The sequence below is a fragment of the Cytophagia bacterium CHB2 genome (assembly GCA_030263535.1).
In the GTDB taxonomy this organism is placed as follows: Bacteria; Zhuqueibacterota; Zhuqueibacteria; order Zhuqueibacterales; family Zhuqueibacteraceae; genus Coneutiohabitans.
In genome coordinates, this window is sequence record SZPB01000201.1 from 1 (window position 1) to 11,882 (window position 11,882).

Below are 11,882 nucleotides of genomic sequence, written 5' to 3' on the forward strand. Positions count from 1 at the left end.
CGGCTTCGCGGCGGAAGCAGGGCGTGGATGCCGTATAATTGATCGGCAACGCTTCGCCTTGCAGCATTTCACCGGGCAGCAGATTCGTGGCCGGCACTTCTGCGGTGGGGATTAAAAACAAATCATCCGCCTCGACGCGATACATGTCATCTTCCATTTTGGGGAGCTGCCCGGTGCCGAACATGGCTTGCCGGCCGACGACAAAAGGCGGAGAGACTTCGGTGTAGCCGTGCTTTTCGACATGCAGGTCGAGCATGAAGTTGATCAGGCTGCGTGCAAGTTTTGCGCCTCTGCCATGAAAATTGACGAAGAACGATCCCGAGACTTTCGCGCCGCCCTCGAAATCGATGAGGCGCAAGGATTCATTCAATTCCCAATGCGGTTTAGCCTGGAATTCGAATGTCGGCAGTTCACCCCATTGCCGCACCACGACATTGTCAGCCGCGCTTTTGCCGGCCGGCACACTTTCATGCGGCAGGTTCGGAATGCGAATTTGTAATTGATACAGCGCCTCTTCGACCTGCTTGAGATCGTTATCCAGCGTTTTGATTTGATCGGAGACTTGTTTCATTTCGGCCATTTGGCTGGAAGCATCCTGGCCTTGTTTCTTGCTCTTTCCGATTTCTTCGGAGACGCGGTTGCGCAGCGCTTTCAATTCCTCGGCTTTCAGCAAAATTTGCCGGCGCTTTTCATCAAGCTTGGGAAATTCGGACAGATCGATTGCAGCATTTTTCTTTCGAACGCCTGCTTCCACCTGCGCGAAATTATCGCGAATAAATTTGAGATCGAGCATATTGCTCCTGCGGGTTGTTTTGAGGTTGCCGCATCTCTACTGAAGACGCCTGGCAAACCATATTAAAATTCAAAGGCCAAAAATATTGAAGCAACGCCTCAAAAGCAAGCTGTTCGTGTAGGCTGCGACGGGCCAGGGTTGAACGGCAACAAAATTGAGAAGTCGTAATTTCGTTTGCATCAATGTAATGTTGTGATGTATCTTGCCAGCAATCATTGCGGGTGCAAGTGAGGCATAGTTTTGGCGTCTTGAACGTTGATCCTCAGGAGAGTTATGTGAGTGTGCTGCAAGATCGAGTTGCCTTCGTAACCGGCGCAAGCAGCGGCATCGGCGAAGCCACGGCTTTTGCGCTTGCCCGCGCGGGCGCCAAGGTCGCTTTGGCGGCCCGCCGCAAAGATCGCCTCGGAAACCTTAAAAAGCGTATTGCCGATCTTGGCGGCGAAGCCATCATTCTTCAAACCGATGTCACCGATCATGCGGCCGTGCAAGCGGCCGTGAAGCAGACGATTAAAAAATGGGGCAGCCTCGACATTCTCGTCAATAATGCCGGCGTTATGCTGCTCTCGTTTATGGACAAATTGAAGCTGGAAGAATGGTCGCACATGATCGACGTGAACGTGAAAGGCGTGCTGCACGGCATTGCGGCGGCGCTGCCGGTGATGTGTGAACAACGCCGCGGCCACATCATCAATATTTCTTCGGATGCCGCCATTAAAGTCTTTCCCGGTTCCGCGGTGTACAGCGGTAGCAAGGCCGCGGTGAACTGGATTTCCGAAGGGCTGCGCTTCGAACTGGCGCGCGAGAAAATGCCGGTGCGCGTGACGACCATCATGCCCGGCAGCGTCAGCACCGCGCTGGCTTCCCACGTGACCGACCCTGATGTCTTCGCAGCTTTCAAAATGTTCGCGAAATTCCAATTTATGCAGCCGGAGGATGTGGCGGAGGCCGTGCTTTATGCGCTGACCCAGCCGGCGCACGTGGATATCAATCAGATTCTTGTGCGACCCACGGAACAAGCGACCTGAAATAAAAAACCCCGGCTGGTAACCAGCCGGGGTCGATTTTGTCAAGTCGAGAACAATTACTTGCCGACGCGTGTCACGTTCGAAGCAAGCAAGCCTTTGGGGCCACGCTCAACATCAAACTGCACTTTTTCGCCTTCGGACAAGGTTTTAAAGCCGTCGCCCTGGATGGCTTTAAAGTGTACAAAAACATCTTCACCGCTTTCGCGCTGGATGAAACCGTAACCCTTGGCCTCATTGAACCACTTGACTGTTCCCGTTTCCATACTCTGGACGGTCCTTTCAAAAGATTAAAGCATGCCCTCGCGCCTCTTTAACAGTGCACGAGGAGGGATTAAAGCGTACAACTAGCTTTTGCCGCACCTGTTACCCAAACTTCGGATTTCGATTGAGACCGCGAAATTTGCGGGAGGGCAGAACCGGACGGATCGCTGGTTGACTGCAACATCCTTGGTAGCCATGATCCTCGGTGTAAGATGCAGGAAGGCTTCAACAGCGGACCGCAATCCAGATTAAAGCATACCCCGCCGAAACGGGGGGTGGCCCGACAAAGGGCGCAAAAACTGTGTACAGAACGTGCGGAAAAGATAAGTGCTATTTTTTTGAAATGCAAGCACAGATTTTCGCCTGGAAAAATTTGTAATCGCCGTGAAAGCTTGTTAGAATTGAGCTTACTCCGTTATGGAAACGTCATGTTTGTTTGCGACAAAACTATTCGCCTGCTGAACTCGCGGGTGACGTTCGATGCTGCCTCGCGCCAGGAATCGTGCTGCGTTTCGCACGCCCACGCCGACCATGCGCGGCCGCATCAACTAACCTATGCCACGCCGGCGACGGCAGCTTTGATGCAGGCGCGCTTGGGGCGTTTGCGCATCGAGTCCGCGCCCTTCGGCCATCCCATTGAAATCGATCAGTATCGCATTTCATTTCATCCCGCCGGTCACATTCTGGGCTCGGCGCAGATCCTCGCCGAGCACCAGGGCCAGCGTTTGCTTTATACCGGCGACTTCAATTTGCAGGAAAGCGCAACGGCGGAGAAGCTTGAAATCGTCTCCGCAGATATCTTGATTATGGAATGTACCTATGGCCATCCGCGTTATCAATTCCCCGCGCGCGCCGAATTGATTGACCGGTTGTGCGGGTGGATTCACGCCGCATTGAAAAACGGTAGGATACCGGTGGTGATAGGATATGCCCTGGGTAAATCCCAGGAAGCAATGAAGATTCTCGCTGACAACGGATTCCAACTATGTGCTCATGGATCAATTATGAAGCTGGTAAGAGTCTATGAGAAGTTTGGACACGATTTCGGAACAGTCGAGCCGCTGCGAGGGAGTTCTATTTTGGAAGGAAAAGTTGTTGTCGTGCCGCGCCGTGCAGAGTTGACGCGGGTGATCAACCGCATCCCCAACAAGCGCACGCTGTTTCTGTCCGGATGGGCGATACACGAGGGCTTCAAATATCGCTGCGGTGTTGATGAGGCAATCCCTCTTTCCGATCACGCGGATTTTAAAGGGCTGCTGGAATTCGTGCGGCGCGTCAATCCCAAGAAAATTTTCATCACGCACGGCCCGGCAAATTTTGCGGTATATCTGCGCCAGCTCGGCTACGACGCACAGCCGTTGCGCGCGGTGAAACAGGGCGAGTTGTTTTGAGCGGTTGATGAAGCTTCTTTGGTCTGAACGGTCACACTGATCGGGATATAACGACTTCGGATTAAAGATGATTGCGGATTGCGAAGATTGTGAGGTAAAGATCATCAATGATTTGCGAGGTAGAATCAACTCAAATGTTAAACTTGATATTCGCCAGGAGTTCTTTCATCTCTTGCTGCAACTGTTGCAGATTCTCAATTGCCTGTTGAATATCAGTCTTGAGCAGGCGAAAGCCATTGCCTTTCATAGAGCAAATTTCCTTCTCGTAAGATTATTTCTCGAAGCGGAGGCCGCGCATCTTCGAGAGGCACTAAATCAAGCTCAGCATCAGGCGGTAAAAAACTCCAAAGCTCTTTTAGGGCGGAGAAGTATCGTTTTGCCGGCAGGCCAGCTATCGCCAAATCAATATCCGAGCGCTCATGAATGGGCCGGCCGCCCGCGAGCGAGCCGAAGAGATAAACGGCCTCGACGTCATAATGCTGCGCCAAATGCGTGGCGCATTGTGAAGCGATTTCCCGCATACGCTCGGCGCGTCTGGCTCCTGCTTCGCGCCGGAGCGCCAGCCGGTTGCGCTAACCCTCAAGATATTCGTCATATTCGCTCATCATCAACCCGATTTAACGGGCTTAACGTAACCAATGCTTTGCAATTTTGCAACCGGTAAAGACTAAATATTTCTCACTAAAATTCGTATTCTCTATTGAAAAGCAAGGTTGGCTCTGCGTCGCTGTTCCGGTAGCCCGACTTTGCAGAAAAACGGAGCGGAGTTATTGTAGAGAATCCCAAAATCTCAAACGCCGAGCGCGAATTCGCCGAATTGATCGCCGCGCATCAACGGGATCTGGTGAACCTGGCCTATCGCTTCGTGGGAAATGTCGAAGACGCCAAAGACCTGGCCCAATGGGCCTTTGCCCGGCTTTGGCTGCACCGCGAGAATCTAAAAGCCGGGCGGGAAGGGTTTTATTATCTGCGCCGCGTTTTGGTGAATCTTTGTATCGATCATTTGCGCCGGCGCGAGCCGGTGAAAGAAGATCTGTCTGCCTCGGAAGATGCGCTGCTCGAGCTTGCGCCGGATCCGCTGCAAGCGCTCGAGATGCAGGAATGGCAGGCCCTGCTGGCGCGCAGCATCGCTCAACTCAAACCCAAACAAAAGGCCACGATCATTTTGCGCGATCTTGAAGGGTATTCCGTCGCCGAAACCGCCGCGCTGCTGTCATGCACAGAGAACAACGTGTTGTGCAATCTTCATCTGGCGCGCAAAAATGTAAAACAAAAAATGCAACAATGGTTATCGCCACATGAACTCCTGTCGTGAATTCGAACCCTTGCTCTCGCTTTATGCCAACGCCGAGCTGGAGGCCGAGCAGGCCGGCACGCTCGAGAAACATCTTGCCGGTTGCGCAAACTGCCGCCGGGAAGTAGCCTCCTATCAAAGACTTTCCCGGCAAATGGGCCAACTTCACCCCCCTGCAATTCCGGAGAATGTATTTGCCGATTTTAACGCCGGTGTTGCCGATAAAATTGCGCGCGGAGAGTCGTGGCGCGTGCGGGTCGTCGCGTTGATCGCCGTCATTGCCTCTTATTATTCGCGCCGGCGAACGATGGTTTGGTCGTCGCTCCTCGTCTTGATTTTGGCCGGGACATTCACCGCAAATTATTTCGCTCGAATGGCCGCGCCTATCCAACCGACGCTCACAGAATTACTGCAGAACCGGGATTGGGCGGGACTTTATTATGAATTGAGTTCGCCGCTTTCGCGCACAGCGAGGTTGCATGAGCCGGTTCCTGCTGGGCTTCTTCTCACGGTGTTGCACGAACTCCGTGAGGCGGCCGGACATGATCGGCGCCTACGCGCCGGATTGGAACAAATTCTCTCTCAGGTTCCGTTGCTTAAACACAAAACCACCGGCGTCTCTCAGAGCGCCAATCGCATCGGCGTGATTGCCGCTGATGGTATTCGAATTCTCCAGCGAAACAACTCGTCCCGCACGAGCATGGCGCCGGTTGAGCGAAGCCTGTCACAAATCCCCCCGCATCAAGAGATCACCTTGAACGAGTTGATCGCCCAGACAAAATGACGCCGCCAATCCAGACACGCGCGCAGCGCTTACTTGTGCATGGCTAAAATTGAAAGGGTATTCTCATGAACCGAATTGTTTTGTTGATTGCCCTGCTTGCCATTTTCGTCATGAACGGCTGTCTTTTCATTGAAGCCGTGGAAGTTCGCATTCGCTTTCCGGGCAAGAATCAGCCGCCGGAAGTGACTCTCATTTATCACAATATATCGAGTGATGCCGAAAATCAGGAGAAACTCCAAAAGGATTTTGCGGAGTTGATCGAGTATTGGCAAAGCAAGCAGGATTCCGCCGAGTTGGCGGAGGATGGTCTGTTGCTCCAACAGCGTGACATCGATATCGTCGAAGGCAAGCTGCAGGTGAAAACGCACGCACTTCTGACCGGAACTATCTCAGAGGCTTTTGGCGAAGGCGGGCAAAGCATGATTGAAGCCGGCATCACCTCAAACGGCGAGCGTATTTTGATAATGGAGGGCAAAGAAGCCGAGGTCACCGAAACCAACGGCAAAGTGTACAAAACCGGCAAAAATTACATCGTCGTTTGGCCCGAGGATTTGGCGGAAATTTATTGGATCCAGCGCATGCATCACAGCCAGGACGATGTGAAACAGGCGCAACGCAATCGCCCGGCGTTCATAAAGATGTTCAATCAGTATGTGCAGGCGGAGCAACAGAGCCAGGCCAAGTAGCGGCGTGCCTCATCGCAGCAGCACGATCTTGCGCGTCGCGGATTGTTGCCGTCCCTGCAAATCCGTAAGATTGACGCGCATGAGATAAACCCCGCTGGCGGCGAATTCGCCCGCGGCATCGCGGCCGTCCCAGCGGAATTGTTGCATGCCGGCCTGTTGCCAAATAGTGGGCAGGCTGCGCACACGGCGCCCGGTTAAGTCGTAAATTACGAGATCAACATAAGAAGGCTTGGGCAGCTCGTAACGCAGAATCGTTCCGGGTTGCTGCGCCGGAGAAAACGGATTCGGGAAGCTTTGCAGCAATTGAAAACTGCCGGGGGCTTTTCCGTTTGAGGTAACGGCTGTGCCGGAGGCCGCGCGAATGGTTTTGCCCGCAACCCGCGCGCCGAACTCATCGACAATTTCCAAAAGCACGGAATCTGCGCCGAACACTGTGACCCGGCCATAGGCATCGTTGAAATTCCCCGAGGCCAGATTCTGCCCGCCGCCGTTCCAGATATTGAAACCGAACAATTCGAGCAACAATACCAAACGCGAGTTGGATTGCTCCAATGCGCCGGCCATCAATTCCGGCAAGCCGCCGTTTTGGCCGTCATCGATTGCGGCGGTGTGCGTGTCGCCGCTGAGCATGATGACATTCTTGATTTGATTATCATCGATAAATTGCAACAAACGTTCCTGATCCGCCGGAAATCCCACCCATTTATCCGCCATTCCAAGCCCGACGCGCAGCAGCGAGCCGGAGCCGTAACCCGGCACAAAGACGATGCTGTCTTGCAGCGCCACGGAGAGATCAATCACCCGGCGCAAGCCGCGATTGAATGGCACGGTGGTGACAATGAATTTCCAATCGGCGGTTGAAGCGCGCAATTCCCGCAGCAGCCAGTTCATTTGATCTTCGCCCGGCAAATCGGAATAGCCGGCCAGCATGGAATGCGATTCGTCCGGCGCGAATTCGATGCTGTCGGTGGCGGGATTGTAAACAAAGGCATCGAGATTGGGACGGCGCTGGCTGCGCGTATCCAGCATGAAAAAGTCCGCGTTGCCGCAGGTGAACTTGTGCCAGATGCCGCCTTGCGCGTTGGCGAGCGGATAGCCCGGAAATAATTCCTGATAGCCGCGAATGCTGTTTTCACGGGCAACGGGCGAAACCTCGATGGTACGCATCGAATCCGGGCGCGGATAGCTCAACGCCGAAGCATCGTCGTTCATGTAATCGTGATCATCGAAAACATAGTCAATTGGTGTCGTGCGCAGGACGTGTTGCAGCGCATGCGACGAATCGTATTTTGCACGATAGGTCGTCTGCACCCTGCCCATGTCCGCGCTGAACACGCGCTGCCGATTCGTTTGTGAGTCAGTCGTATCAGGGTAACACCAATCCCCGATTTGCAGGAAGAAACGGAGGTCATCGTTTTTCATGACGGTAAAAACGCGGCCATCGCCGGGCTGCGGCTGCCGGCGAACCACGACGCAAGATCCGAACGCGAATTGAAACGGCGCGCGTTCGCCCTCGCGAAAAAATGTTCGAAAGCTGCGAACCTCGCCGGTGGGCTGGCCGTTGACCAGCGCTTGATAGTAGTAACGCTGATCCGGTTGCAAGTTTGAAATATCAAGCAAGGCAGCAAAATCGCGGGAAGAATCCGTGCGCACCGCCGTTGTGACGATCGCATTGTCGAAATTAGGCGACAGAGAAAGCCGGATGACGGCATCCCCGGCCGGCGCGACGCGCACGTAAAAACGCGCGGAGTTTGACGTCACCGCGCCCGCGAACGGGCCGTGTGTCAGCGTTTGCGCATGACCTGTAAGCAGGGTCGCATTCACACACAAAACAAAGACAGGGAGAAAACGAATTTTCATGATGAGATTGGAGTTTGATTAGCAATTCGTAACTAGTGCTTTGTTATCTTCTTGTATAAATGATTCCGAGTGTCATTCCGAAGGAATCCTGTGAGGTACTCGGCGCTGCGCGCAAATTTTTACAGGATGACGGTGATGGACGAGAAAGTTTTCAATGTTACAGATCACTAGTGAGTCCGAGCGGGACGCTCGATGGCATAAATCAGCTCGTCGATCGTCTTTCCGTCTTTTGAGACGCTTTTGTGCAAACGTGCTTCAAATTGATAACCGGCTTTTTCGAGTACGTGCATCGAGGCCGGGTTCCACTCATACACGCCGGCCTGAATGCGGCAGATATCGAAGCTCGCAAACGCATATTCTGTCATAGCGGCCACGGCCTCGGTAATGATGCCGCGTCCCCAAAATTTTTCCCCGAGCCAGTAGCCGATCTCCGCCGCGCCGCGATGAACATCCTCTTTCAAAACGAAACCGATGCCGCCTGCCGCTTCCCCCTCGACCACGATCGCAAAATTCCTGGGAGGATTTTCCGCGTTCGCAAATCGAATCCACTCCTCCGCATCTTTCAGCGTGTACGGATGCGGAAACGTGTCACGCAGGTTGCGCCAGATGCTGCGATTGTTGGCATGCCGCACCAGCGAGGCTTCGTCGCCGCGTTGCCAGGGACGAATGGTGTAGCGGGTGAGTTTGAGTTCCATCATTAACGTACAATCCGTAAACCGAACGAGGCGGAGCCAAAAAGATAATCAACAAACCACGGATTTTATGGCGCAGCTATGCCGCAATCAAAAATTTTGAAGCCACCGATGAACACGGATTTTCACGGATTTTTTGTTAACATTTTTTGAGAAGAGTTCAAAGAAGAACCGGTGCGCATTTACAATCGGGAATCATCTCACCCACATCCGTGTTTCATCAGTGTGCATCTGTGGCCATAAAAATGTTTTAAAAAAACAAAATGTTGCAGATTTGCAGTACGGATTGGCTTTTCCAATAATCTGTGAAATCGTGAAATCCATGTAATCCGTGGTTAAATTCTTTACTTTTTTGCAGCGATTTTGCTATAAAGGCACTAACGTTCTGCAACGGCTTGGCCGTGGCTGAACTGCTGCTGCTCAATCCTCGCGGTGTCACTTCGGCAGCGAGGTTTTCACCAGCACCACACACATCGAATCTGAGAAGCTTTCGTTGACGATGACGCTGTTGGGCACTTCGCCGCGCAGCGCGCCAAAGGCTGTGGCATAATCATTCCTCTGCCATTCCAACACATAGGCCGCCCAGCGGCTGGCGTCGATTAAGGCCGCTTGTTTGGCCTTGTTCTGTGCAATTGCCGCGATGCTTTCGCCCGGAGGAACTTTGCCGCGCCCGATAGTCCAAATCACGCCGGCAGCAGCATCGATCGCTTGCGCGCCGAATTCGCGGCGTAAGGCAGCGTCATCCGGTTGCCGCATGATTTTTTCTTCGAGAGTTAAAAGCGCCCGCCTTGCAGCCTCGTCCGGAACACGCGCTTCTGTGCCGGTTTGACTGCCCTCGGCTACGGAAATAGCGCCTTCAGATTGAGAATCAGGTTCTCGCGGCGCATCGCCGCCCTGGCAGGCAGATAACGCCAGAATGATTGCCCCACTCAACAAAAATGGCTTCACGACAGATTCTCCTCATTTCTTCTTTTTCTTCTTCCTGTTTTGGCGGCGCGATTTTTTGGCCATGGCCTTCTTGTTTTTGGCTTTGGCGGCATCGCGTTTTTTGCGGTTATTGTGAAACAGCGGCGCAATCACTTCGTTTTGACTTTCCTCGCCGCCAGTCATTTCATCTTCCTCACCCTCATCCCAATCATCGTCTTCAGAAATGCTGTCAAAAACAGAATAAGTGGGCCTGGTTTTGCGCGCTTCAAGCAGGGCGAATTCGATTTGTACATCCTCCCAATCGCCGGCAATGGTGGGATCAATGGCCTCGGCCACAAATGCCCGCTCGATTTCCGGCGCGGCCTCGACCGCTTTGAGATCGAGTAAATTCGCCAAAATAAATCCGTTGAGGCTGGGATGGTTGTTTTCCGCTTGTTTTATGGCGGCCGTCAGTTGCTTGACGCATGCTTCCCGGAACTCCGGATGCCATTTTCCGATTTCACACAGGCTGTCTCCGGCATAAGTACGGGGATACATTTTGTTCGCCGGATTCAAGAGAATTTCTGCCAGCACCGGGATGGCCGCCGGGCCGATCATGCCCAGGATTTGGGGAAGCTCCAAAGGCGCCCATTGGTCGTCGGGTTCAACGTATTTGAAAAAATTTATCAACGGTGCAATTGCCGCTGCCGCCCTGAGCTGTCCAAGTACACGCCACGCATGCACCGGCGCCCACACGGCAAGACTGTCTGAGTCACCCCAATTCAATTCCTCGCTGGTGGCCATGCGAATGAGATCGTCAACATGCTCGCGGGTGAATCCCAGCGCGAGATAATCCGGCCAGTCACGAAAATTCCGGCAATCGCCGTAGGTCAGCAATTTGTCGACGGGAGGGGGATAGGAGGTGTTCATCACGAATCGGTTTTAGTAACAGGCTTTTGCACCGATGGCTCCATGTTTGTCTTCGCTGCTGTCGCTAGCGCAGCAAGAGCAAAGTCGAAAGCGGCAGGGAAACAATTCGCGGATCATCGGTTGCCGCCTCGTCCGTAAGCGTAATCATAATGCCGAACGGGGCATTGTAATGTGACTTTTCGATAAAAGATCGCAACCCCAGCGTGTCTTTGAAATCGATGCGCCGGCGATATTTGATTTCCACCGGGATGCGCTGCTCTCCGATGGTGAGGATATAATCGACTTCCGGCTCGGCGCCACGCTCGGGAAAATGCGCGACTCCAAGATTGATGATCGAGCGCAAAAAATATCCCGCCACACTTTCCGCTATCCGTCCGGCTACATCGGAAAGGTGGGATGATTTCTTCAAAGCCACCGGAGTTAACGGCACGACTTCCTGTAACCATGCGGCACGGAGCGCATGGTCACAGAGACAGAGTTTCGGCGCCCCCTTTTTTTTCTTCAACCGAAGCTCGAGCGGGTGAATCAAGCGCAGCAGCAATGTACCGTCCAGAAATTTCAAGTATGCCAAAACGCGCTGCCAGCCGAGGTTGGCCCGCAGAGAGGCCTTCAATTCCGACAAATACAGGGCTTGCGAGGGCGCTTGCCCGAGATAGCGGCATGCCAGACGAAAAACTTCTTCCAGCAGATGTTCGTCGCGTTGCTTGCCGCGAGGCCCCATTCGTAAATCATGTTGGATGGCCCGGCGCACCACGGTTTCGTTGAGGTGATCGGCAAGCTGTTCCCAGGATAAATCGGTTCGAACCTGCGCGGCGGGATAAGCGCCGCGTTCGGAGAACGCCGCAAACGCAAGATCGCGAAGCTCCCGGTTGTCTTCGCCGAAACGGCGCAGCTCCAGCCAAAAATTTTTGTCTTTCATCGGACCCAAGCCGTTGGCAGGAAGAAAACCGGAGAGGTTTCCGATTTTTCTCACGCCGGCAATTTCACGCAAAAACAGCGGCCCCATTTCCAGGGTATTGATTCGCCCGGCGAGACTGTCCCTGCCGGCTTCGATGCGCAATGCCGAGCTGCCGGTCACGACCACGCGCACCGGCTGCATGTCCACCAGATGTTTTAATTGCGGCGCCCAATCCGGAAGATTCTGGACTTCATCCAGGAAGATGAAAGCTTGTTCGCCGTCCCAGGCCGCTTGATTGAGGCTTTTCTGCAATATTTCCTGCGCATACCATCGCACCAATTCGATAATCGGTTCCGCCACTG

At 53.6% G+C, this 11,882-nt stretch carries 13 protein-coding genes; 5 read left to right on the top strand and 8 right to left on the bottom strand.

Annotated features, from left to right (window positions below):
- A partial coding sequence (gene serS / locus FBQ85_18155; protein ID MDL1877058.1) for a serine--tRNA ligase occupies positions 1–793 on the bottom strand: 793 nt, incomplete at its 3' end.
- Positions 794–1,068: 275 nt separating this feature from the next.
- Between serS and FBQ85_18160 the strand changes: the two genes are divergently transcribed.
- Complete coding sequence (locus FBQ85_18160) at positions 1,069–1,818, top strand: SDR family oxidoreductase (protein MDL1877059.1); 750 nt, start codon at positions 1,069–1,071, stop codon at positions 1,816–1,818.
- Positions 1,819–1,874: 56 nt separating this feature from the next.
- On the opposite strand, the gene FBQ85_18165 is transcribed toward FBQ85_18160, so the two are convergent.
- A complete protein-coding gene (locus FBQ85_18165) occupies positions 1,875–2,081 on the bottom strand; it encodes a cold-shock protein (GenBank protein MDL1877060.1) in 207 nt (68 codons plus the stop codon).
- A gap of 210 nt (positions 2,082–2,291) precedes the next feature.
- Between FBQ85_18165 and FBQ85_18170 the strand changes: the two genes are divergently transcribed.
- Complete coding sequence (locus FBQ85_18170; GenBank protein MDL1877061.1) at positions 2,292–3,470, top strand: MBL fold metallo-hydrolase; 1,179 nt, start codon at positions 2,292–2,294, stop codon at positions 3,468–3,470.
- A 212-nt stretch (positions 3,471–3,682) separates the two neighbouring features.
- On the opposite strand, the gene FBQ85_18175 is transcribed toward FBQ85_18170, so the two are convergent.
- Positions 3,683–3,991, bottom strand: coding sequence for a nucleotidyltransferase domain-containing protein (locus FBQ85_18175; protein ID MDL1877062.1), 309 nt, complete (start codon positions 3,989–3,991; stop codon positions 3,683–3,685).
- Between the two features lie 248 nt (positions 3,992–4,239).
- Between FBQ85_18175 and FBQ85_18180 the strand changes: the two genes are divergently transcribed.
- The 3 genes from FBQ85_18180 to FBQ85_18190 all read left to right on the top strand — a co-directional run bounded on the left by FBQ85_18180 (position 4,240) and on the right by FBQ85_18190 (position 6,234).
- Positions 4,240–4,785 carry an RNA polymerase sigma factor gene (locus FBQ85_18180; protein MDL1877063.1) on the top strand — a complete coding sequence of 182 codons (546 nt, stop codon included), beginning with the start codon at positions 4,240–4,242 and terminating at the stop codon, positions 4,783–4,785.
- Positions 4,769–5,548, top strand: a complete 780-nt coding sequence (locus tag FBQ85_18185) for a hypothetical protein (GenBank protein MDL1877064.1) — start codon at positions 4,769–4,771, stop codon at positions 5,546–5,548. The genes FBQ85_18180 and FBQ85_18185 overlap by 17 nt, the downstream gene beginning before the upstream one ends.
- Positions 5,549–5,613: 65 nt before the next feature.
- Positions 5,614–6,234 (top strand): hypothetical protein, encoded by a 621-nt coding sequence (locus tag FBQ85_18190; protein MDL1877065.1) that lies wholly within the window; start codon positions 5,614–5,616, stop codon positions 6,232–6,234.
- A gap of 9 nt (positions 6,235–6,243) precedes the next feature.
- Here the strand turns inward: FBQ85_18190 and FBQ85_18195 are convergent, their stop codons facing one another.
- The 5 genes from FBQ85_18195 to FBQ85_18215 all read right to left on the bottom strand — a co-directional run.
- Positions 6,244–8,094 carry a hypothetical protein gene (locus FBQ85_18195; GenBank protein ID MDL1877066.1) on the bottom strand — a complete coding sequence of 617 codons (1,851 nt, stop codon included), beginning with the start codon at positions 8,092–8,094 and terminating at the stop codon, positions 6,244–6,246.
- Between the two features lie 167 nt (positions 8,095–8,261).
- Entirely contained in the window at positions 8,262–8,789 is a 528-nt protein-coding gene (locus FBQ85_18200; protein MDL1877067.1) for a GNAT family N-acetyltransferase, read from the bottom strand.
- Between the two features lie 432 nt (positions 8,790–9,221).
- Complete coding sequence (locus tag FBQ85_18205) at positions 9,222–9,734, bottom strand: hypothetical protein (protein ID MDL1877068.1); 513 nt, start codon at positions 9,732–9,734, stop codon at positions 9,222–9,224.
- A gap of 12 nt (positions 9,735–9,746) precedes the next feature.
- Positions 9,747–10,622 (bottom strand): PBS lyase, encoded by an 876-nt coding sequence (locus FBQ85_18210; GenBank protein ID MDL1877069.1) that lies wholly within the window; start codon positions 10,620–10,622, stop codon positions 9,747–9,749.
- Positions 10,623–10,686: 64 nt separating this feature from the next.
- The coding region (locus FBQ85_18215; GenBank protein MDL1877070.1) for an ATP-binding protein at positions 10,687–11,882 on the bottom strand (1,196 nt) is incomplete at its 5' end.

What these genes read in the sequence shown, in the direction of transcription:
- FBQ85_18190 (MDL1877065.1), top strand. Translation starts at nt 5,614, where the DNA reads ATGAACCGAATTGTTTTGTTGATTGCCCTGCTTGCCATTTTCGTCATG.
- FBQ85_18165 (MDL1877060.1), bottom strand. Translation starts at nt 2,081, where the DNA reads ATGGAAACGGGAACAGTCAAGTGGTTCAATGAGGCCAAGGGTTACGGT.
- FBQ85_18175 (MDL1877062.1), bottom strand. Translation starts at nt 3,991, where the DNA reads ATGCGGGAAATCGCTTCACAATGCGCCACGCATTTGGCGCAGCATTAT.
- FBQ85_18195 (MDL1877066.1), bottom strand. Translation starts at nt 8,094, where the DNA reads ATGAAAATTCGTTTTCTCCCTGTCTTTGTTTTGTGTGTGAATGCGACC.
- FBQ85_18185 (MDL1877064.1), top strand. Translation starts at nt 4,769, where the DNA reads ATGAACTCCTGTCGTGAATTCGAACCCTTGCTCTCGCTTTATGCCAAC.
- FBQ85_18200 (MDL1877067.1), bottom strand. Translation starts at nt 8,789, where the DNA reads ATGGAACTCAAACTCACCCGCTACACCATTCGTCCCTGGCAACGCGGC.
- FBQ85_18170 (MDL1877061.1), top strand. Translation starts at nt 2,292, where the DNA reads ATGCAGGAAGGCTTCAACAGCGGACCGCAATCCAGATTAAAGCATACC.
- FBQ85_18210 (MDL1877069.1), bottom strand. Translation starts at nt 10,622, where the DNA reads ATGAACACCTCCTATCCCCCTCCCGTCGACAAATTGCTGACCTACGGC.